Origin of the sequence: Kitasatospora sp. NPDC127111 (assembly GCF_042677465.1) — a bacterium.
Lineage (GTDB): Bacteria > Actinomycetota > Actinomycetes > Streptomycetales > Streptomycetaceae > Kitasatospora.
This window is the reverse complement of record NZ_JBHXTG010000071.1, coordinates 1-20,357: the sequence shown is the minus strand read 5'-3', so window position 1 is coordinate 20,357 and position 20,357 is coordinate 1. Positions and strand designations below refer to the sequence as shown.

The 20,357-nt window shown below is 74.6% G+C and carries 22 protein-coding genes; 10 read left to right on the top strand and 12 right to left on the bottom strand.

Going from position 1 to position 20,357, the window contains the following annotated elements; translation table 11 throughout:
* Nucleotides 1-128 precede the first annotated feature (128 nt).
* From ACFVHB_RS31945 to ACFVHB_RS31930, 4 genes are all read left to right on the top strand, one after another.
* Nucleotides 129-956 carry a class I SAM-dependent methyltransferase gene (locus tag ACFVHB_RS31945; RefSeq protein ID WP_380329170.1) on the top strand — a complete coding sequence of 276 codons (828 nt, stop codon included), beginning with the start codon at nt 129-131 and terminating at the stop codon, nt 954-956.
* A gap of 254 nt (nt 957-1,210) precedes the next feature.
* Nucleotides 1,211-1,870: a DedA family protein gene (locus ACFVHB_RS31940; protein WP_380329168.1), complete on the top strand. Its 660-nt coding sequence runs from the start codon at nt 1,211-1,213 to the stop codon at nt 1,868-1,870.
* Between the two features lie 89 nt (nt 1,871-1,959).
* Entirely contained in the window at nt 1,960-2,637 is a 678-nt protein-coding gene (locus tag ACFVHB_RS31935; protein WP_380329166.1) for an O-methyltransferase, read from the top strand.
* Nucleotides 2,638-2,752: 115 nt separating this feature from the next.
* The gene (locus ACFVHB_RS31930; protein ID WP_380329164.1) at nt 2,753-3,652 is read left to right on the top strand and encodes a Gfo/Idh/MocA family protein; all 900 of its coding nucleotides are present in this window, start codon (nt 2,753-2,755) and stop codon (nt 3,650-3,652) included.
* 128 nt (nt 3,653-3,780) lie between these two features.
* Here the strand turns inward: ACFVHB_RS31930 and ACFVHB_RS31925 are convergent, their stop codons facing one another.
* On the bottom strand, nt 3,781-4,878 hold the full coding sequence (locus ACFVHB_RS31925; protein WP_380329162.1) for a hypothetical protein: 1,098 nt from the start codon (nt 4,876-4,878) through the stop codon (nt 3,781-3,783).
* A 57-nt stretch (nt 4,879-4,935) separates the two neighbouring features.
* On the opposite strand from ACFVHB_RS31925, the gene ACFVHB_RS31920 reads away from it, so the two are divergent.
* The 4 genes from ACFVHB_RS31920 to ACFVHB_RS31905 all read left to right on the top strand — a co-directional run bounded on the left by ACFVHB_RS31920 (nt 4,936) and on the right by ACFVHB_RS31905 (nt 8,974).
* Nucleotides 4,936-6,018, top strand: a complete 1,083-nt coding sequence (locus tag ACFVHB_RS31920) for a phosphotransferase family protein (protein WP_380329160.1) — start codon at nt 4,936-4,938, stop codon at nt 6,016-6,018.
* The gene (locus tag ACFVHB_RS31915) at nt 6,018-7,247 is read left to right on the top strand and encodes an acyl-CoA dehydrogenase family protein (RefSeq protein ID WP_380329158.1); all 1,230 of its coding nucleotides are present in this window, start codon (nt 6,018-6,020) and stop codon (nt 7,245-7,247) included. The genes ACFVHB_RS31920 and ACFVHB_RS31915 overlap by 1 nt, the downstream gene beginning before the upstream one ends.
* 144 nt (nt 7,248-7,391) lie before the next feature.
* Complete coding sequence (locus tag ACFVHB_RS31910; protein ID WP_380329156.1) at nt 7,392-8,678, top strand: alpha/beta hydrolase family protein; 1,287 nt, start codon at nt 7,392-7,394, stop codon at nt 8,676-8,678.
* Nucleotides 8,675-8,974, top strand: coding sequence for a hypothetical protein (locus ACFVHB_RS31905; RefSeq protein ID WP_380329154.1), 300 nt, complete (start codon nt 8,675-8,677; stop codon nt 8,972-8,974). The genes ACFVHB_RS31910 and ACFVHB_RS31905 overlap by 4 nt, the downstream gene beginning before the upstream one ends.
* Nucleotides 8,975-9,079: 105 nt before the next feature.
* On the opposite strand, the gene ACFVHB_RS31900 is transcribed toward ACFVHB_RS31905, so the two are convergent.
* The 3 genes from ACFVHB_RS31900 to ACFVHB_RS31890 are packed head-to-tail and all read right to left on the bottom strand — an operon-like array spanning nt 9,080 to nt 11,603.
* Nucleotides 9,080-10,051, bottom strand: a complete 972-nt coding sequence (locus tag ACFVHB_RS31900) for an NADPH:quinone oxidoreductase family protein (protein ID WP_380329152.1) — start codon at nt 10,049-10,051, stop codon at nt 9,080-9,082.
* Complete coding sequence (locus ACFVHB_RS31895; protein WP_380329150.1) at nt 10,048-10,848, bottom strand: SDR family NAD(P)-dependent oxidoreductase; 801 nt, start codon at nt 10,846-10,848, stop codon at nt 10,048-10,050. Before ACFVHB_RS31895 ends, ACFVHB_RS31900 begins: the two co-directional genes overlap by 4 nt.
* Complete coding sequence (locus ACFVHB_RS31890) at nt 10,845-11,603, bottom strand: SDR family oxidoreductase (RefSeq protein ID WP_380329148.1); 759 nt, start codon at nt 11,601-11,603, stop codon at nt 10,845-10,847. The genes ACFVHB_RS31895 and ACFVHB_RS31890 overlap by 4 nt, the downstream gene beginning before the upstream one ends.
* A gap of 200 nt (nt 11,604-11,803) precedes the next feature.
* Between ACFVHB_RS31890 and ACFVHB_RS31885 the strand changes: the two genes are divergently transcribed.
* A complete protein-coding gene (locus ACFVHB_RS31885; protein WP_380329146.1) occupies nt 11,804-12,433 on the top strand; it encodes a TetR/AcrR family transcriptional regulator in 630 nt (209 codons plus the stop codon).
* A gap of 12 nt (nt 12,434-12,445) precedes the next feature.
* Here ACFVHB_RS31885 and ACFVHB_RS31880 read toward each other — a convergent pair whose 3' ends face one another.
* The 8 genes from ACFVHB_RS31880 to ACFVHB_RS31845 all read right to left on the bottom strand — a co-directional run bounded on the left by ACFVHB_RS31880 (nt 12,446) and on the right by ACFVHB_RS31845 (nt 19,062).
* Entirely contained in the window at nt 12,446-13,291 is an 846-nt protein-coding gene (locus ACFVHB_RS31880; protein ID WP_380329212.1) for a class I SAM-dependent methyltransferase, read from the bottom strand.
* 450 nt (nt 13,292-13,741) lie between these two features.
* Nucleotides 13,742-14,137, bottom strand: a complete 396-nt coding sequence (locus tag ACFVHB_RS31875; RefSeq protein ID WP_380329144.1) for a ribonuclease domain-containing protein — start codon at nt 14,135-14,137, stop codon at nt 13,742-13,744.
* 162 nt (nt 14,138-14,299) lie between these two features.
* Complete coding sequence (locus ACFVHB_RS31870) at nt 14,300-15,097, bottom strand: SAM-dependent methyltransferase (RefSeq protein WP_380329142.1); 798 nt, start codon at nt 15,095-15,097, stop codon at nt 14,300-14,302.
* Between the two features lie 138 nt (nt 15,098-15,235).
* Nucleotides 15,236-15,640, bottom strand: coding sequence for a hypothetical protein (locus tag ACFVHB_RS31865; RefSeq protein WP_380329210.1), 405 nt, complete (start codon nt 15,638-15,640; stop codon nt 15,236-15,238).
* 84 nt (nt 15,641-15,724) lie between these two features.
* The gene (locus ACFVHB_RS31860; protein ID WP_380329141.1) at nt 15,725-16,132 is read right to left on the bottom strand and encodes a roadblock/LC7 domain-containing protein; all 408 of its coding nucleotides are present in this window, start codon (nt 16,130-16,132) and stop codon (nt 15,725-15,727) included.
* A 69-nt stretch (nt 16,133-16,201) separates the two neighbouring features.
* On the bottom strand, nt 16,202-17,071 hold the full coding sequence (locus ACFVHB_RS31855; protein WP_380329140.1) for a MarR family transcriptional regulator: 870 nt from the start codon (nt 17,069-17,071) through the stop codon (nt 16,202-16,204).
* A 384-nt stretch (nt 17,072-17,455) separates the two neighbouring features.
* Nucleotides 17,456-18,409, bottom strand: a complete 954-nt coding sequence (locus ACFVHB_RS31850; protein ID WP_380329138.1) for a lysozyme — start codon at nt 18,407-18,409, stop codon at nt 17,456-17,458.
* A 236-nt stretch (nt 18,410-18,645) separates the two neighbouring features.
* Nucleotides 18,646-19,062: a VOC family protein gene (locus tag ACFVHB_RS31845; RefSeq protein ID WP_380329136.1), complete on the bottom strand. Its 417-nt coding sequence runs from the start codon at nt 19,060-19,062 to the stop codon at nt 18,646-18,648.
* Between the two features lie 251 nt (nt 19,063-19,313).
* Between ACFVHB_RS31845 and ACFVHB_RS31840 the strand changes: the two genes are divergently transcribed.
* Nucleotides 19,314-19,490, top strand: coding sequence for a hypothetical protein (locus ACFVHB_RS31840; RefSeq protein WP_380329134.1), 177 nt, complete (start codon nt 19,314-19,316; stop codon nt 19,488-19,490).
* The last annotated feature ends 867 nt before the right edge of the window (nt 19,491-20,357 follow it).

The following is a 20,357-nucleotide window of genomic DNA, read 5'->3' as shown; positions in this document are numbered from 1 at the left end:
CAGGGGCGCCCTCCCCGGCGCGCCGTGACGCCGTGCGCCCGGTTCGTGCGCCCGTGGGTGTCAGAATCGGCGGGTCCATGCCGGGAGCGCAGGCCGGGAGAGCAGGCGCGGGCCAGAGGGAGCGCGGGATGAGCAGCGGGGAGCGGCCGGAGCTGGGCGCGGTGCCGGAGACGGCGCTGTGGACGCTGTGGCACCGGGCGGTGGAGGCGCGCCGGCCGGACACCGTGCTCCACGACCCGAAGGCCGTCGAACTGGTGGAGCGGATCGACTACCCGTTCGCCGAGCGGTTCGGCCGGGGAGCGGCCGTCGCCCAGATCCAGGCCCTGCGCGCCGCCTGCTTCGACCGCGAGGTCGAGGACTTCCTCGCCCGCCACCCGCGCGGCACGGTGGTCTGCCTCGGCGAGGGCCTGGAGACCCAGGCCTGGCGGGTGGACAACGGTCGCGCCCACTGGCTCTCCGTCGACCTGCCGGAGACCGCCGCCCTGCGCGAGCGCCTGCTGCCACCGGACGAGCGCCACCGGATCCTCGCCTGCTCGGCCACCGACCCGCGCTGGATGGACGAGGTCGAGACCCCCCACGGGGTGCTGGTCAGCGCCCAGGGCCTGCTGATGTACCTCCGGCCGCCGCAGGTGCGCGCCCTGATCGCGGGCTGCGCCGAACGCCTTCCGGGGGCGACGTTCCTGCTGGACACCGTGCCGCGCTGGTTCGGCCGGCTCACCGTGAGCGGCCGGGTGCGCAGCCACGGGTACCAGGCGCCGCCGATGCCGTGGGCGATGGACGCGGACGAGCGGGGCAAGCTCCGCACCGCCAGCCCGGCGGTGGCCGCGGTCCGGGACGTGCGGCCGACCGGCGGGCGCGGCCTGGTCGGCGCCCTGCTGCCGCTCGCGCTGAGCGTCCCCCCGCTGGCCACCCGCCGCCCCGCGGTCACCGCCCTGGACTTCGCGGGCCGGCCCTGAGCCGCACTCCGGGCGGTCGCGGGGCGCCGCGCACTCGGCGGAAAAGATCATCACCGGTGGCCGGGCCGGAACCACGGCGGCGCGTCGGACGTCCTAGTCGGGGGTGATCGGCCAGGGGGACGGGCCGCCTCGGCACGTTAGGCTGAACTTTCGGGGTGCGGCCTGGGTGCCGTCATCGATCGACGCCGAGACCGCCGGCCAGGCACCACCGGGTGCCGCCACCGCGGCTCGTCCTGCCACGGAGGTAACCGGCCTTGCACATCGACGCCTGGATCGAGAGCGTCCCCTCGACGGCGGTGTACGCGCTCGTCGGCCTGATCATCGGGCTGGAGTCGCTGGGCATCCCGCTGCCCGGTGAGATCGCGCTGGTCACGGCCTCGCTGATGGCGGTCAAGGGCAACGTGAGCCCCGTCGGGGTGGCGGTGGTCGCGATCCTCGGCGCGATCATCGGCGACTCGATCGGGTACTCGATCGGGCGCAAGGGCGGCAAGCCGCTGTTCGAGAAGCTCGGGCGGAAGTTCCCCAAGCACTTCGGGCCGTCCCACCTGGCCACCGCGGAGCGCTCGTTCCAGAAGTGGGGGATGTGGGCGGTCTTCTTCGGCCGGTTCATCGCTCTGCTGCGCATCTTCGCCGGGCCGCTCGCCGGCGCGCTGAAGATGCCGTACTGGAAGTTCCTGATCGCCAACGTGCTGGGCGGCGTGGTCTGGGCCGGCGGCACGACGCTGCTGGTCTACAAGGTGGGCAAGAGCATCGAGCCGTGGCTGTCCCGGTTCTCGTGGGCGGGTCTGGCCGCGGCGGTGCTGGTCGGCGCCGGCTCGGCCTGGATCATGAAGCGTCGGGCCGCCAAGGCGCACGCCGCGATCGAGGCCGAGGAGGCGGCGGTCGCGGCCGCGAAGGCGCCCGTCGCGGACTGACGGCCCGCGGGCGCCGACCCGGGCGTCGTCGGGCCCCCGGAGTAGCATCGGCGGGAACGTGCCGATCACGCACCGTACTGGAGGGTCCGATGACGCAGCAGGCGCAGCCGACGTGGGACGCCGTGGACGCGTACTTCTCCGAGCAGCTGATCGGGCACGACCCGGTGCTGGAGGCCGCGGTGGCCGCGGCCGACGCGGCGGGGCTGCCGCACATCGCGGTGGCGCCCAACCAGGGCAAGCTGCTGCACCTGCTGGCCCTCACCGCGGGTGCGCGCCGCATCCTGGAGGTCGGCACGCTCGGCGGCTACAGCGCGATCTGGCTGGGCCGGGCGCTGCCCGCCGACGGCACGCTGATCACGCTGGAGCTGGACCCGGTGCACGCCGAGGTGGCGCGCGGCAACCTCGCCCGGGCCGGGCTGCAGCAGGTGGCCGAGGTCCGGGTCGGCCGCGCCGCCGACTCGCTGGCCGCCCTGGTGGCGGACGGCGTCGAGCCCTTCGACCTGGTCTTCATCGACGCGGACAAGCCGGGCAACCCCGAGTACTTCGCCCGCGCGCTGGAGCTGACCCGGCCCGGCTCGCTGATCGTGGTCGACAACGTGGTGCGCGGCGGGGCGGTCGCCGACGCGGCGAGCACCGATCCGGCGATCACCGCCACCCGCCGGCTGCACGAGCTGATCGCCGACGAGCCGCGGGTGACGGCGACGTCCGTGCAGACCGTCGGCAGCAAGGGCTACGACGGCTTCACGCTGGCCCGCGTCCAGAGCTGACCGTCCGGAGCTGACCGTCCGGAGCCGACCGTCCGGAGCTGACCGTGGCGTACGCAGGAGCCTGACCGCGGCGTGCGCACGTGCGAGCAAGTGCAAGCAAGAGAAGAGAGACACCATGCGGATCGGACTGCTGGGTACCGGCCCCTGGGCCGAGCGGGTGCACGCGCCCGTCCTCGCCGAGCACCCCTCCTTCGAGTTCGCGGGCGTCTGGGGCCGCCGGCCCGAGGCGGCCGAGGCACTGGGCGCGGCGCACGGCGTGCCCGGGTACGCGGACCTCGACCGGCTGCTCGCCGAGGTGGACGCCGTCTCGATCGCCCTGCCGCCGGCCGTCCAGGCCGACCTGGCGGTGCGGGCCGCCGGGGCCGGCTGCCACCTGCTGCTCGACAAGCCGGTCGCGCTGACCGTCCCGGACGCGCGGCGGGTGCTGGAGGCGAGCCTCGCCCACCGCGTCGCCTCGGTGGTGTTCTTCACCGTCCGCTTCGGCGGCGAGCAGCTGCCGTGGATCGAGAAGCAGGCCGCGACCGGGGGCTGGTTCACCGGCCGCTCGGACTGGCTCGGCTCGGTGTTCGCCCCCGACAGCACCAGCCCGTACGCGGCCTCGCCGTGGCGGCGGGAGAAGGGCGCGCTCTGGGACGTCGGCCCGCACGCGCTCTCCGTCCTGCTGCCCGTCCTCGGGGACGCCACCCTGGTCACCGCCGTGGCCGGTCCGCTGGACACCGTCCACCTGGTGCTGCGGCACGCCGGCGGCGCGTCCAGCACCCTCGCGCTCAGCCTGACCGCGCCGGTCGCCGCCGGCGGCACCGGCATGGAGCTGCGCGGCGAGTCCGGGGTCGTCCACCTCCCCGAACGCGGCGAGGGCCCGATCGCCGCCCTCCACCGGGCCCTGGACGCCCTGCACGACTCCGCCCGCTCCGGCACCCCGCACCCGTGCGACGCCGCCTTCGGCCTCCGCGTGGTCGAGATCCTGGCCGCCGCCGAACGCTCCCTCGCCACCGGCACCCCGACCGAGGTCTGACGCCCACCCGGCCGCCGGCCCACGCCGCCGGCGGCCAGGAAGCCGGGGGCCGCGCCGAGCACGGCCCGGATGCCGGCCAGCGGCAGCCCGACCCGGCCCCGAGGGAGGGAGCCTCAGGAGCCCGGGGGTCAGCCCTTCGGGGGCGACCCGGGGCGGCGGTCGGCGGGGCGGGCCGGGGGGATGGGCGGAGCCGGGAAGTCGCGGGGGCCGGTCCACAGGGAGGGGACGGCGTCGCTGCGGCGGGCGAGTTCGTAGGCGAGGGCCTCGTAGTTGACGCGCCAGCCGTGGAAGTGCGGCCAGGCGTCGGGGGTGGGGCGTTCCCGGGGGAAGCCGGCGGCGTTGATCATCGCCACCGCCGCGTCGAACTCGGTGTAGCTGAGCCGGATCGGGGTCTCGGGGGACGGGTCCGGGTCGAAGTCGATGCGCAGCGAGCGGGCGATGTCGCGCAGGGCGGTGAACCCGGCCCGGAGGACGAGCCGGGCCTCGGGCGGGGCGGAACGCGGGTTGACGGCGAGGTGGATCGCGGCCGCGTCCATCACGGCGGTGAGGCCGACCACCCAGCTGCGGTTCGGCTGCGGGGAGCGGAAGGACAGCAGCACGGGGTAGTTGGAGTGGCTCTCGCCGATGTCGGCGGCGAGCCGCTCCCAGTCGCGGTAGAGCTGGGGGAGGGCGGTCTCGGTGTCCACGAGGGACTGGCGGGCGAGCAGTTCGGGCCCCCAGGCGGGTTCGCCGGCCCGGGACTGCAGGAGGGTCACCTCGAGTTCGCGGCGGTTGTAGGCGCCGTACAGGGTGGGCAGGTAGGCGATCTGCAGGGCGATCACCAGCGGTCCGCTGGCGGCGGCCATGAAGTCGATGGCGGAGAGGTGCAGCCGCTCGCCGCTGGCGAAGCCGAGGGTGAAGAGGCTGGAGCCGGCCTCCCGGAAGGACACCGCCCAGTCCAGCTGCGAGGTGCCGTGCAGCAGCAGCGTGTACGCGATCAGCATGGCGCCGAGCCACACCCCGAGCATGCCGAGCAGGATCAGCGGAGCGAGCCAGGTCTGCGCCCGGTCGTGCGCGCGGTAGCCGCCGAACGGTGTCGCGGACCACCGCAGCAGGGTGCGCAGGCTCCGCCAGAGCCGGTGCACCAGGGCGGAGTAGAGGCCGCGCGGGACGACCAGGGTGCGCAGGATGCTGCCGACGGTGAGCAGCAGGAGCAGCACGCCGACCAGGGTGTGGATCAACCTCATGGGGGACATTCTGGCGGTCCGGTCCGGCGCCATTGACACGGCACACCCCCGGGCTGAATGCTAAGCAAGCGCTTAGTCAGTCGGAGTGAGGAGATCGAGCCCGTGCCAGAGAACCCGACCGAGACCCCCGACCCGCCCGGCCTGGATCTCGCCCGGCTCCGCGGCCACCTCGACCGCGAGCTGCCCGGCACGGTGACCGGCCCGCTGCGGGCCCGGCTGATCGAGGGCGGCCGCTCCAACCTCACCTACGTGCTCACCGACGGCACCACCCGGTGGGTGCTGCGCCGGCCGCCGCTCGGGCACGTGCTGGCCACCGCGCACGACATGGGACGCGAACACCGGGTGATGACCGCCCTGCGCGGCACCGGCGTGCCCATCCCCGGCACCCTCCACCTGGACACCGGGACGGAGGTGCTCGGCGCGCCCTGGTACCTGATGGAGTTCGTGCCCGGCACCGCCCACCGGGACGCCGCCCCGCTGGCCGCGCTCGGCCCGGACCGCGTCCACGCCCTCGGCGAGCGGCTGGTCGACACCCTCGCCACCCTGCACCGGATCGACCCGGCCGCCGTCGGGCTGGCCGACTTCGGCCGCCCGGAGGGCTACCTGGAGCGCCAGCTGCGCCGCTGGTCCACCCAGCTGGCCGCCTCCCGCAGCCGCGAACTGCCCGGCGTGGACCGGCTGCACGACCTGCTCGCCACCCGGCTGCCCGCCTCGCCGGCGCCCGCGCTGGTGCACGGCGACTACCGGCTGGACAACGTGCTGATCGACGCCGAGGACACCATCACCGCCGTGCTGGACTGGGAGATGTCCACCCTCGGCGACCCGCTCACCGACGTCGGCCTGCTGGTGATGTACACCGAACTGGCCGGGGTCGGCGGCGGCATCATCCCCTCCGCGGCGACCGCCCCCGGCTTCCCCCCGGCGGGCGAACTCGTCGCCCGCTACGCCGGACTCACCGGCCGCGACGCCGCCGAGCTCGACTGGTACGTCGCCTTCGCCTCCTTCAAGCTCGCCGTCGTCGCCGAGGGCATCCACTACCGCTTCCAGCAGGGTCGCACGCTCGGCGCCGGCTTCGAGCGGGCGGGCGAGATGGCACCCGTCCTGGCCGAGCACGGCCTCACCACCCTCAAGGACCGCTGATGGACTTCGCGTACGACGCCCGCACGCTGGAACTGCGCGAGCGGCTGCTCGCCTTCATGGACCAGCACGTCCACCCCGCCGAGCCGGTGCTGGAGGCCCAGCTCGCCGACCCGGCCCGCCCGCACTGGGACGTCCCGCCGGTCGTCGCCGAACTGCAGGCCGAGGCTCGCAAGCAGGGGCTGTGGAACCTCTTCCTGACGAACCGGCACAGCCTCCCCGGGGAGGAGGGCGCCGGTCTCACCAACCTCCAGTACGCCCCGCTCGCCGAGATCACCGGACGCAGCCCGCAGCTCGCGCCCGTCGCGCTCAACTGCGCCGCCCCCGACACCGGGAACATGGAACTGCTCGCCCAGTTCGGCTCCGCCGAGCAGCGCGAGCGGTGGTTGCGGCCCCTGCTCGACGCGGAGATCCGGTCCGCCTTCGCGATGACCGAGCCCGACGTGGCCTCCTCCGACGCCACCAACGTCGAGACCCGGATCGAGCGCGACGGAGACGCGTACGTGGTCACCGGCCGCAAGTGGTACATCACCGGGGCGATGAACCCGCGGTGCCGGATCCTCATCGTGATGGGCAAGACCGACCCGGACGCCGAGCCGCACCGGCAGCAGAGCATGATCCTCGTCCCGCGCGACACCCCCGGGGTCACCGTCCGGCGCGGCATGAAGGCCTTCGGCTACGACGACGCCGACCACGGCGGCCACGCCGAGGTCCACTTCGACGGCGTCCGCGTCCCCGCTGAGAACCTGATCGGTGAGGAGGGCGCCGGCTTCGCCATCGCGCAGGCCCGGCTCGGGCCCGGCCGGATCCACCACTGCATGCGGGCGATCGGCATGGCCGAACGCGCCGTCGAGCTGATGTGCCGGCGGACGCTGGACCGGGTCGCCTTCGGCCGGCCGCTCGCCGAGCAGGGCGTGGTGCAGGACTGGATCGCCGAATCCCGGGTCCGCATCGAGCAGTTGCGGCTGCTGGTGCTGAAGACCGCCTGGCTGATGGACACCGTCGGCAACCGCGGCGCGCACACCGAGATCCAGGCCATCAAGATCGCCACCCCGCGCACGGTCGAGTGGATCCTCGACAAGGCCGTCCAGGCCCACGGCGCGGCCGGCGTCAGCCAGGACACCCCGCTCGCCCAGCTCTGGGCCGGCAACCGCACCCTCCGGCTCGCCGACGGCCCGGACGAGGTGCACAAGCGCTCGCTGGCCCGGCGCGAGCTGAAGAGGTACCGCTGACCGCGCTGACCCACCGGTGTCATACCCGGGTAGCACCCGGCGGGTTGGCACCGCGGTATGACGTCCCCGCACCACCCCGGCCCGTACTGTCCAGGTACGGGCCGGCCGGACGGCGGCGGGCGATCAGCACGGGGAGCGGGGAACATGCGCGAGCGGGGACAGGGACGGGCGGTACGGACGGGCGCCGCCGCGGTACTGGCGACGACGGCCCTGCTGGGGGTCGCGGCCGCACCGGCGGCGGCGTCCGCACCCGCCGCCGCACCGCGGCAGGCGCAAGCCGCGCTGCCGCAGCCCACCGGACCGTACGCCGTCGGCACCACCGCGCTGCGGCTCACCGACCCCGGCCGACCGGACCCCTGGAAGCCCGGGCGGGTCCGCGAGCTGATGGTCAGCTTCTGGTACCCGGCCACCCGCCCCGCGCACGGCGGCGAACGGGCCCGCTACATGGAGCCCCGCGCGGGCGAGCACTTCGGTGGCCCGGACGGCGCCGGCGTCTTCAACTACCGCACGGAGCCCGGCCGGACGGACTGGTCCGGGGTCCGCACGCACGCCCGCCGCGACGCGCCCGCGCTGCCCGGCGCCGGCCCGCGCCCGGTGGTGCTCTACTCGGCCGGGCTCGGCGACCCGCGCACCTGGGGCACCGGCCTGGCCGAGGACCTCGCCTCCCGCGGCTACGTGGTGGTCACCGTCGACCACCCGTACGACGCCTCCGAGGTGGTGTTCCCGGACGGCACCCGGGCCGACTCCGTCCTGCCCGGCATGGCCGGCCCCGGCCTCGACGTCGGCGCCCTGCTGCGCAAGGTGATGCGGACCCGGGTCGACGACACCCGCCTCGTGCTGGACGAACTCGCCGCGCTGCGCACCGACGGCCGGCTGCCGGCCGCCCTCGCCGCCTCGCTCGACCTCGACCGGATCGGCATGGCCGGCCACTCGGCCGGCGGCTTCACCGCCGCCCAGACCATGCACGACGACCCCCGGATCAAGGCCGGCGTCAACCTGGACGGCCAGCTGCACTTCCCCGGACCGAACGGCCGGGACGGCGTCTTCCTGAGCAGCGTCGCCCAGGACGGCCTGGACCGCCCCTTCCTGCTGATGGGCACCGGCAGCGAGGACTCCGGCGACTACCACCACCAGCCCGGCTGGGACGCCTTCTGGCAGCACACCCGGGGCTGGAAGGCCGACCTCACCCTGACCGGCTCCCGGCACGCCTCGTACACCGACGCGGAGGCCCTGCTGCCCCAACTCGCCCGCCAGGGCGCGATCTCCCCGGAGGCGGTGCGCGACGAGCTGGGCGAGATCGGCCCCGACCGCGCGGTGCTCGCCACCCGCGCGTACGTCGCGTCGTTCTTCGACCGCTGGCTGCGCGGGCACGACGACCACCTGCTCGACGGGCCCTCGCCGCGCTTCCCGGAGATGCGCTTCGAACAGTGACGTCCGAGCTGGTCGGCGCGGAGGCGGTCGGCGGCGCGGACGTCGCCGCGGCGCTCACCCGGACCACCGGCCGGCCGGTGGCGTACCGGCCCGTCCCGCTGGCCGAGGCCCGGGAGACGGTGGCGGCCACCGGAGCGGTGCCGTTCCAGGTGCCGATGCTGCTGAGCACCTACTCGGCGATCGCGCACGGCTTCCTGGACGGGCGGCAGGTCGAGAACGACCTGCCCGCCCTGCTCGGCCGTGCGCCGCGCCCGGCCCTCGACGTCATCGCCGGGGGCACGGACGCGGCCTGGTGACGCCCCCTCCGGTGGCGCGGCGTCACGCGTGGCGTACGTGCGGCGTCACGCGCGGCGTCATGCACAGCGTCACGCGCGGCGTCATGCACGGCGTCACGCTTGACGTCACGCGCCCAGCACCACCACCCGGCCGGTGCTGCGCCCGTCCGCGACCCGCTGGACGGCCTCGGCCGCCCCGGTGAGCGGCAGGCGGTCGCTCACCAGCGGGCGGACCACGCCCGCCTCGGCCAGCTTGGTGAGCTCCTCGTGGGCCGCCCGGACGGCCCGCGGGTCCCGGGTGTTGTAGAGGCCCCAGTGCAGGCCGAGGATGCTGTAGTTCTTCACCAGCGCGTGGCCCAGCGCGGGGGCCGGGATCTCGCCGCTCGCGAAGCCGATCACGACGATCCGGCCCTCGAAGGCGACGCACTTGGCGGAGCCGGCGTAGGCCGCGCCGCCGACCGGGTCGAAGACGACGTCCGCGCCCCGCCCGCCGGTGGCCTCCCGGACGGCGGCGGGGAAGTCCTCCGCGGTCCGGTCCACCACCAGGTCGGCGCCCAACTCCCGGGCGACGGAAGCCTTCTCGGGCCCGCCGACGACGGCGATCACCCGCGCCCCGGCGGCCCGGCCGAGCTGCACCGCCGCGCTGCCGACCCCGCCCGCCGCCGCGTGCACCAGCAGCGTCTCGCCCGGCCGCAGCCCGGCCCGCCGGTGCAGGGCGAACCACGCGGTCTGGTAGCCGATGTGCAGGGCGGCGGCCTCGGCGTCGTCCAGCGCCCCGGGCGCCGGGAACGCGGCCGCGGCCTCCAGCAGCGCGTACTCGGCGAAGGCGCCGCCGGGCAGCACCGGATTGCCGATCACCCGCTCGCCGGCCCGCGGACCGTCCGCCACCTCGCCGCACAGCTCCACGCCGGGGGTGAACGGCAGCGGCGGACGCACCTGGTACTGCCCGCGCACCATCAGCGCGTCCGGGAAGTTGACGGCGGCGGCCCGCACCCGCACCAGCAGCTGCCCGGGCCCGGCGGCCGGCCGCGGCACGTCCGGCACCAGCCGCATCACCTCGCGCGGCTCGCCCGACTCGGTGACCTGCCAGGCCCTCACAGCACCTCACTCCTCTCGAGTCCCTGCTGGAGCCGGTTGATGCCGGCCAGCCACCGGTCCGGTTCGGTGGCCCGGACGGCGTAGTACTCGGCGACCTCGGGGTGCGGCAGGACGAGGAAGCGGTCCTCGCGCAGCGCGTCCAGGGTCGCCTCGGCGACGTCCTCGGCGTCCAGCGCGGTCGGGGCGAGCAGTGCCTCGCCCACCGCGCCGGTCGAGGTGAGCATGTCGGTGCGCACGCCCTGCGGGCAGAGCGCGTGGACGTGCAGGCCGCGGTGGCGGTAGGTGGCGGCGAGCCACTCCGCGAAGGCCAGCGCGCCGTGCTTGGAGACCGCGTACGGGGCCGAGCCGAGCATGGTGAGCAGCCCGGCGGCCGAGACGGTGGCCACGAACCGGCCGGAGCCGCGCTCCAGCCAGCGGGGGAGCAGCAGGTCGGCGGCCCGGACGTGGGCGAGCACGTTGACCTCCCAGGCGCTCGCCCAGGCGGCGGCCGGGGCGCCGGCGCCGCCGACGGGGGCGACGCCCGCGTTGGCGCACCAGACGTCGATCTCGCCGAGCGCGGCCCGGGCCCGGTCGACCAGCACGGCCAGGCCCTCGGCCGAGGCGGCGTCCCCGGGGGCGGCGGTGCCGCCGACCTCGGCGGCCACCGTCTGCGCGGCGGCGGCGTCGAGGTCGTTGACCACCACCCGGGCCCCGGCCGCGGCGAAGGCGCGGGCCAGCGCGGCGCCGATGCCCCGGCCGGCGCCGGTGACCACCACGCCCTGCCCGGCGAAGTCCCCGGCCGGCTCCACGCCGCTCACAGCCCGCCGCCCAGGGTCACGCCGCCGTCCACCACCAGGGTCTGGCCGGTGATCCAGGCGGCGTCCGAGGAGAGCAGGAAGGCGACCGCGCCCGCGATGTCCTCCGGCACGCCGAGCCGGCCCAGCGGGTACGCGGCGGCGACCTTCTCCTCGCGGCCCTCGTAGAGCGCCTCGGCGAACTTCGTCTTCACCACGGCGGGCGCGACGGCGTTGACCCGGATGCCCTGGCCGCCGAGCTCGGCGGCCAGCTCGGTGGTGAGCCGGATCAGCGCGGCCTTGGACACCCCGTACATGCCGATCCCGAGCGAGGCGCGGATGCCCGCGACGGAGGACACGTTGACCACCGAGCCGCCGTGCTCGCCCATCCAGGCGGCGTGCGCGCGGCGGGTCCAGGCCAGCGGGGCGAGCACGTTGACGGCGAGGATCTTGGCGGCGGCGGCCTCGTCGGTGTCCAGCACCGGGCCGTAGATCGGGTTGACCCCGGTGTTGTTGACCAGGTGGTCGAGCCGGCCGAAGGCCTCCAGGGTGCGGGCGACGGCCTCGTCCTGGTGCGCCGGGTCGTCGGCCTTGCCCGCGACGCCGATGGCGACCTCGGGGCCGCCCAGGTCACGGACGGCCTCGGCGAGCGGCTCGGCGTTGCGGGCGGTCAGGCAGACCCGGGCGCCGCGGGCGACCAGCTCGCGCGCGATGCCGAGGCCGATGCCCCGGCTGGATCCGGTGACGACGGCCACCTGGCCCTTGAAGGAGTGCACCACGGAGGGTCCTTTCGCGCGGTTCGGGGGTTCTTCGCCTCGCGGGTTCCCGCTGCGTGCGGCAGGCCGCGTGCGTCGGGCCGCGTGCGTTTGGGGCAGTGACTAAGCGCTTGCTTAGCATGGTGTCGGTGAGGGAGGCTGTCAACCGTCCGCCCCGACCGCCTGCCGGACGTTCCCCACGACCCTTCTGGGAGGATGGCGCCATGACCAGCAAGCCCATCGCCGACCTCTGGCCCACCCTGCCCGGCGGCGCCGACGCCCGCCCCGAGGCGGCGCACCGGCTGCTCCAGGCCGCCGTCGAGTCCTTCGCCGAGCGCGGCTTCCACGCCACCACCACCCGCGACATCGCCACCGGCGCCGGCATGAGCCCGGCCGCGCTGTACATCCACTACCCGTCCAAGGCCGCCCTGCTGGCCGAGATCAGCCGGGCCGGGCACGCCGCCACGCTCGAACTGGTCCGCGCGGCGGTGGCCGGCGAGGACGGGCCGGTGGCGCGGATGCGGCGCCTGGTCGAGGAGTTCACCGCCTGGCACGCCCGGGCCCGCACGGTCGGCCGGGTGGTCAACTACGAACTGCACGCCCTGCCCGAGGACGCCTACGCGGTGGTGGCCGCGCTGCGGCTGGACATCGAGCGCGAGGTGACCGACCTGATCGAGGCGGGCGTCGCGGCCGGCGTCTTCGAGGTCGCCGAGGTGCGGACCGCCGCCCGCGCCGTCACCTCGCTCGGCATCGACGTCTCCCGCTGGTACACCGACCGCAGCAGCGAGACACCGGAGGAGCTGGGCCGGCGCTACGGCGACCTGGTCCTGCGGATGCTGGGCGCCCGGCTCTGAGCCGGGCCCCGGCTACGGCTTGACCGCGGTGTGCACGTACCAGGACACGTAGTCCCGGACTTGGTACATCTCCACCACCGAGCGCAGGTTGAGCCACCGCTCGGCCGGCCCGAACAGCCGCAGCAGCGCGTACGGCACCCGGAAGTACGCGTAGAGCGCGTCCGCGGTGGGCCGGTAGCGGGCGGTGGCGTCCAGCGCCTCCTCGATCCGGAACCCCGCCGCGACGAGCAGCTCGTTCAGGCTCCGGGTGTCGTAGCGCTTCGCCCCGGGGAACACCATCGCGTCCAGGTACGGCTCCAGCACCGCGCGGCCCTCGGCGCTCATCTCCTCCGGCGGCGCCCCGATCGGGCCGAGGAGCACCAGCCGGCCGCCCGGCCGCAGCACGCGGTGGAACTCGGCCAGCGCCCGCGCCGGGTCGTAGGCGTGCACCAGCGTCTCCATCGAGTACGCGCCGTCGAAGGACCCGTCGGCGAACTCCAGGTCGTGGTAGTCGCCCCAGGAGAACGTGGTCCGGTCCTCCAGCGCGGCCCGGACGCTCAGTCGGCGGGCCTCCCGGACGTGGAAGTCCAGCACGTCCACCCCGGTGATCCGCAGGCCGAACCGCTTCGCCATCTCGCGTGCCACCACGCCCGCCCCGCACCCGGCGTCCAGCACCCGCGAGCCGGCCGGCAGCGCGAGCTTGCGGCCGAGCACGCCCTCCAGCTGACGCTGCGCCCGCCAGCACCGCCACTTGGACTGGCCGGGCTCCGTCCAGCCCCAGTGCCGGGCGTTGCGGCAGACCGCCGTGTAGAACAGCCGGCTGCCGGGCCGTCCGTAGACGCGCCGCAGCCCGGTGAGATCGAGCTCGCCACTGACCATCTGCACCCGCCCGGCCTTCCGCGGCTCCGCGCCGCCGTCCGTGCCGCGCCCGCGGTCCACTGCCGCGGCGCCGTCCCGCCCAAGCTACCGACGGGCCCCGGGTCGTGCCGACCGGATGCGTCCGCCCGGGTGTCCCACCCCCCGTCACCGCCGTCGTGGCCCGCGGTGGCCCCGCCCGTTCGGTGGGCCCTTGACCGGCCCGGAAGGGGCGCGGAGACTCGTGGACGACGTACGTGTGTTGCGTAGGTGCGCATCGCCGACTCCCGGCCGCCATGGCAGCCCCCGCCCCGGGCGCCGAGGCCGCGCGGCCGCCGGCCGGAGACCCGCCCGCGTACCCGGACCACGTACCGGGGCCGCCGCCGGACCGCGGGAGACGTGCCTCAAGAAGTGGGGCCGCCCCGCCCCGGGGTGCCGGGGCGGGGCGGGAGAGGGACGTGGGGGCGGGGTGGCTCAGCAGCTCCAGTCGACCTTGTAGAAGCTCGCGTAGTGGTTCGAGGTGTAGTAGTCCTCGTGGTAGACCCGGCCGGTGACGATCCGCCGGGCGCCGCGGGTCGGGCTGCCCGGGGTGATGACGGTGTACTCGTGGTAGTAGCCGTAGGACTTGGCGGGCAGCACGCCCTCCCGGTTCTGGAAGACCACGCCGTCCTGCGAGTACGGGAACGGGCCGCCCTCGTCGATCAGGTCCAGGGTGTCCGAGGCCTCGCCCGGCAGGTCGGTCAGGCACACGCTGCCGCTGACGGTGGCGTGGGCCTCGGTGGCGAACACGGCGGTGGGGGCGAGGGCCAGCAGGCCGACGGCGATGACGGAGGCGGCACGGGTCTTCAACGCGCGTAGAGCAATTCGCATGGCAGCAGTCTGAAGCGTTGTCAGGTGCGCGCGGAACCCTTGCCGGGAGCTTGATCGAACACTTCATTTCCGCGTAACTGCGGCAGCACCCGGGCGACTTGCGTCGTACCACCGCCACCCGGTTCCTTCACCCGGAGCTGCCGTCCAGCCGTCCGGCCGCCGTCAGGGCTTGCGGCCGACGCCCGCGTACATCCAGCGGGTGGTGTTCTCGGTCGGGCCGTCCGGCCGCCAGAGCGGCACGAAGTCCACGCCCGGCTCCAGCAGCTCCCAGCCCGCGAAGAACCGCTCGACCTCGGCGCGGCCGCGGTCGGTGATCCCCGACTCGGTTCTGTTCCAGGTCTTCGCCACCTCGGCGGCCCGCTGCGGGTTGCCCTCGGAGGTGCTGTGCGAGAGCAGGAGGTGGCTGCCCGGGGCGAGCCGGCGGTGGATCGCCCGGAGCGCGCCGTCCGCGTGGTCGTCGTCCACGAAGTGGAGGACGGCGAGGAGCAGCACGGCGACCGGCTGGGAGAAGTCGATCAGCTCGCGGAGCTGCGGGCGGTCCAGCAGTTCGTCCAGGTCGCGGAGGTCGCCGGTCAGGACGGTGGTGGTGCGGTTGTCCGCGAGGAGGGCCCGCCCGTGCGCGAGGACGATCGGGTCGTTGTCGACGTAGACCACCCGGGCGTCCGGGGCCACGGCGTGCGCGACCTCGTGCACGTTGCCCCGCGCGGGCAGGCCCGAGCCGATGTCGATGAACTGGCGGACCCCCGCCTCCACGCAGAGCCGCACGGCGCGGCGCAGGAAGGCGCGGTTCTCGCGGGCCGCCTCCGGGACGTCGGGCGCGACGGCGACGGCGTGCTCGGCGGCGGCCCGGTCGGGCGGGAAGTTGTCCTTCCCGCCGAGCCAGTAGTCGTAGATGCGGGCCGGATGCGGCCGGTCGGTCTGCAGGTCCGTCGTGTCGCTGCTGCCCGTGGTGTCGAACATCCGGTCCCCTCCGGTGAACTGAACGGCGGTCACTCGCCAACGGCGCGGTGACGGCCCGTCGAACGTCCACGCATGATAGCGGGCCGTCCGACGGCGGCCGGGCGGGGCGCGGGGTCGCCGGGCCCGGCCGCCGTCGGCTCAGAGCGGCCCGTGCTCCCGCAGCACCCGCCGGGCCTGGGCGAACAGCATGCCGACGTTCACGGACTTGCGGCACACGACGACGGCGACGACCTCGTCCGCGCTGTCCATGCGCAGGAAGAGGTGGGTCAGGTTGTCGCTGTTGACGAGGATCTCCTGGAAGTAGTGGCGGTCGGTCACCACGCCGCGCCGCTCCTTGAAGATGCCCTCGATCATCACCACGTTGCGGCCCTGGAACAGGTCGAGGGTGGCCGCCGCCAGCATGTCGAGGACCTCCGGCGGGTGGGTGTCGACGGTCTCCACCGAGAGCAGCATGCCGGTGGACATGTCGATGATTCCGGCGGCCACGCACTCGGGTGCCTCCGCGCGGAGGCTCTTCACGACGCGCGCCACCCGTTCGGACATGCTGTGGTTGGGGTGGGCTTCCGGCAGGTTCACAGTGTTCCTCCTGGTGTCTTCATCAGCTCGACGGTGTTCGGGACCGGCGGTTCAGCCGGTCGTCCCGGCCGGCTCGGCCGGGACGGGAGTGGCGAGGACGGAGCCGATGCGCTCCGCCGCGCCCTGGGTCTCCAGGTGCAGCCGCTTCACGTCCATGCCCGCGTCGCCGAGCACGGCGATCAGCCCCAGCTCGCCGATGGCCTGGGCGAAGAGGTAGCCGTCGCTGAACCGGGCCAGCGTGTGGCGCAGCGGTCCCTTCCCGGTGGCGCTCCCGGACCGGCGGGCGATGCCGACCGCCGCGGCGGTGAGCGCGGCGAGCACCTCCGGGTCGGCCGCCTCGTCGGTCTCGGCCGTGATCAGCAGCCCGTCGGCGGACGCCACGACCACGTCGGTGACCCCGACCACCCGGTCCCGGAGAAGCCGCATTTCGGCGGCCAGGTCGTCACCCTTGATCGGCATGGTGCTCCTGTCTCTTCGTTTCGCTTCGTTCGTTCGGTGCGCTTGTCGGGGCTCGTGCGTCGTGCGCGATCAGTCCGCGGACGCGCTCCAGGGGCGGCCGGCCAGCGGCCGCAGCGGGAGGAGGTCGTTGATCCGGCTGGCGCCGCGCTGTCGCACCGGGAGCGCCGTCCGGCCGGTGCGGTCGCCGGCCGGGAGGGGCGCCGGGCCGGGCCCGGTGGCGGTCGCGGGGCGGACCTCGGGGGCCGTTTCGATCAGGCCCTCGCCCTGCATCCGCGCCATCTCCACGGTCACGGCGTACAGGCTGCGCCCGAGGAGGAACGCGATGTCGCGGGCGCTGCGGCGGCCGTTGACGCGCTTGAGGATCTCGCGGCGGTCGCCGTCCACGGGGCCCTCCAGCAGCCTGGCACCCGCCGCCGTGGGCTGCGGCCGGCTGCTGAACGGCGGGTGCGGTGCGGCGAGGGCGGCGATCACCCCGATCCGCCGGGCGGCCTCCTGCAGGAGCCAGTCGGACTCGATGCCCTGCGGGGCCGCGAGGTGCTGGAAGGGGGCGCCCGGGTCGAAGGAGAAGCCGTCGATCCGGCCCATGCCGATCGCCAGCGCTCCGTCCAACGCCGCCATCAGGCAGACCAGTTGCAGCTCCGCCCGGCCGACCAGTCCGCGCGCGACCAGTTCGGCGCCGGCCCGGTCGCCGGCCGCCCCGGCCCGGAGGGCGGCCGTCCAGTCGGACTCGCTGACCCGTCCGGAGTGCAGCAGCAGGGTCTCGACGTCCGGGGCGCCCGGCGAGGACACCTCGACCACGGCGCCCGTCCGGAAGTGGAACTGCCCGCCGGGATCGCCCGCGACCCGCAGGGCCCCGGAGAACCGCCCGGTCCGGGCCCTCCGCTCCACCTCGGAGGTGACGGACACCAGGGAGTCGCCGGGTGTCGGTGTCGCCGGCATCTCGACTTCTGGCATGTTCCCCGCAATCGCCCGGATTTGAGTGGCTTTCGACTTCGGTTCGGACCTTAGCCGGGGGGTCGAATCCGCGATCGAGAAGATCGCTATTGATCGGGCGTTCGGCTCATATGCCCGTATGACCATCCAACGAGGTCGGGCGGTGGCGGAATCCGCTGCCGAATGTCCGGTTCGCGAACGGGTGCCGGAGTCGGTGCCGCGCCGGGTGTCGGGGTGCGGGACGCGTCGGGCGTGCCGGGTGTCGGGTCGGTGTCGCGGCCGGGTGTCGGGGTGCCGGGGGGCGGGGTGGGCCGGGTGTCGCCGGACGTGCGCCGGCCCGGGCGGAGGAATCGTTTCTCCTCGGCCCGGGCCGGCCGGAACGTGCGGGGATCAGCCGTTGGCGAGCGCCTGGAGACGGTCGTAGGCGCCGTTGAAGAGGTCCTGGTCACCGGGGAAGGTGCCGGAGTCGGCGTACTGCCAGAAGGTCTGGTAGCCCCAGCCGTTGGGGAGGGTGCCGACGGAGGAGGCGTAGCGGGCGATCCAGAGCGGGTTGGTGGCGCCGAAGCCGCCGTAGTTGCCGGTGCAGGTGGCCCACCAGTTGGTCGTGGTGTAGATGGTGGGGTAGCGGCCGGTGCGGGAGCGGACGGTGTCGCTGAAGGAGCGGATCCAGCTGACCATGGCGCTCTGGCCGAGGCCGTAGCAGGTGGCGCCGTAGGGGTTGTACTCGATGTCGAGGGCGGGCGGGAGGGTCTTGCCGTCGCGGGACCAGCCGCCGCCGTGGTTGACGAACCAGGTGGCCTGGGCGGAGCCGGAGGAGCGGTCCGGGAGGGCGAAGTGGTACGCGCCGCGGATCAGGCCCGCGTTGTAGCTGCCGTTGTACTGCTGCGCGAAGTACGGGTTGGTGTAGGTGGTGCCCTCGGTGGCCTTGACGTAGGCGAAGCGGGCGCCGTTGGCGGCGGCCGAGGACCAGTTGACGTTGCCCTGGTAGCTGGCGACGTCCAGGCCCCGGGTCTGGGTGACGGCGAGCGCGGCGACGCCCGCCGTGCTCGCTCTGCCCTCGTGCGCGGCGACGGTGGAGCCGGCGAAGTCGCGGTCGGGGTGGATGGGCGGCAGGTGCCGTCCGCCCTGTTCGACGGCGTCGGTGGCCTCGGTGGCCTCGGTGACGTCGGTGGCCTCGGTGGTCACGGTGGTTCCGGCGGGGGCGGGTTCGGCGGCGTACGCCGGGGTGGTGGCGCCGGCCACCAGGGCGACCGCCGCGGCCAGCGCGGCGAGGGCGGGGAGCCTGCGGGCTCCCGGGGTTTCGGTGGTACCGGTGGGGCGGGCGGAGCGGGAAGTGCTGGACATGAACACTCCTCTGGTCCGGTTCTGATGACCCGTGGACTGCGGTACAGCCGGTACGCCGGTGAGGGGACCGGCCGGGAGCAGAGTAGCCATGTACCCGCCAGCATGACCAGGTATCTGCGGCCACACACTGATCCGCCGTCACATGGGTGCGGGTGCCACGACCCCGGGGTCGCTCGGCCGATCCCCGGGGTCGCTCGGCCGATCCCCGGGGCGTGGCACCTGGTCCGCCGGCCGGTTCAGGACCGGGGCTGGTTGATGTTGAGCAGCCAGGTGACGCCGAAGCGGTCGGTGCACATGCCGAAGACGTCGCCCCACATCTGCTTCTCGAGCGGGACCAGGACGGTGCCGCCGCTCGACAGCTTCTCCCAGTAGCGGCGCAGCTCGCCCTCGTCCTCGCCGCTCACGCTGACCGAGATGTTGCTCCCCGTCGTCTGCTCGGTCCCCGCCGGGTTGTCGGCCGCCATGAGGGTGAAGCCGGCGGTCGTGGAGAGCATGCTGTGCATGATCTTGTCGGCGCCACCCCCGGCCTCCTGCTGGCCGAACTCGCCGTAGGTGTTGACGGTCAGCTCGCCGCCGAAGACCTCCTGGTAGAACTCCATGGCCTGGCGGGCGTTCCCGGGGAAGCTGATGTACGGGTTGAGGATGGACCCCATGACATCTCCGTTTCGTGACGTTATGTCCGTTCCGGCAGACTAGGTGATGTCGTGGCGGCGTCCGGGGCGACGCCCCGGTGCCGGTCCGTCCTTCCGTGATCGGCCGAGCCGCGGCCGCCTCCAACGCCTTTATCGCGCGGCCTCCAGCGCAGTCCCGGCGCGGTCTCCGCGCGGCCTCCTCGCCGGCTCGGGCCAGCCAGGACGCCGACTGCCTCGGCGGCACGGACTCGGCGCAGGGGATGATCCTCCGGATGATGGCCCTCGTCCGGTCGGTGACGTCAGCGCGGTCGTTGAGCACCCAGGACATGTGCTGCGCGCCGAAGAAGGCGGAGACCAGCACCTGGGCGAGGACCTCCGGCGAGGACTCCGGGGTCAGCTCGCCCTGCCGGGCGGCCTCGGTCAGCCAGTCGGAGATGAGCTCGGTGTAACTCTGGTACGGCAGTGGCAGTTCGGCGTCGATCACGGCCCGCTCGATCTGTGGCCGGGCGCCGGCCCGCATCACCACGTCGTCCCGCAGTGCCACCGCCGTGTGCGGCAGCAGTTCGGCCACCGAGGGGAGCGGCGGTACGCACAGCCGGGCCACGGCCTCCGCGATCACGGCGATCCGGCGGTAGAACTCGTCCGCCACGCTGAGGGTGAGGGCCTCCTTGTTGGCGTAGTGGAAGTACACCGCGCCCTTGGTCATGCCGGACAGCTCGGCCACGTCGAGGATCGTGACCGCGGGGAAGCCCCTTGCCGGCGAAGGCCTCGGCGGCGGCCCGCAGGATCCGCTCCTGGGTGCGGACGGCCCGTTCCTGCTCGACGTCCTTGCCGCGCGGCGAGGGCACCGGAACTCCGGCGGGAGCGGTCAGCGGGTGGCGCTGAAGGGGTTTCACGATCGATGTCTCCTGTGCGTTGCGGAGATGCGGGGCGGACGGGCGGGGCCGACGTGAACTGGCCCACGGGGCACGGTGGAACACGGCGTTACGGAGCCCCGGGTGGAGGCGGCCGGCCTGGTGGACCGGATCGACCTCGCCACCGGGGACTTCTTCGAGGTGGGTGGCATCCCGTCCGGCTACGACGCGATCCTGCCCCGCAAGCCCTGATCGACCGTCGCCGCCAGCGCGGTGACGGTGCGTCGGAACCGAGGAGCGCCCGCCCGGTCCTCCCCGGGCGGGCGCTGCCTCGTGCGGCGGCCGGTGTCAGCGGGCGGCGGCCGCGCCGACGGCGCTCGCGGCGCCCGGACCGGCGCCCGGACCGCCGCCGGCGCCGCGGGCCGCCCGGACGGCCGGGTGCAGCGGCGCCGGCGTGACGTC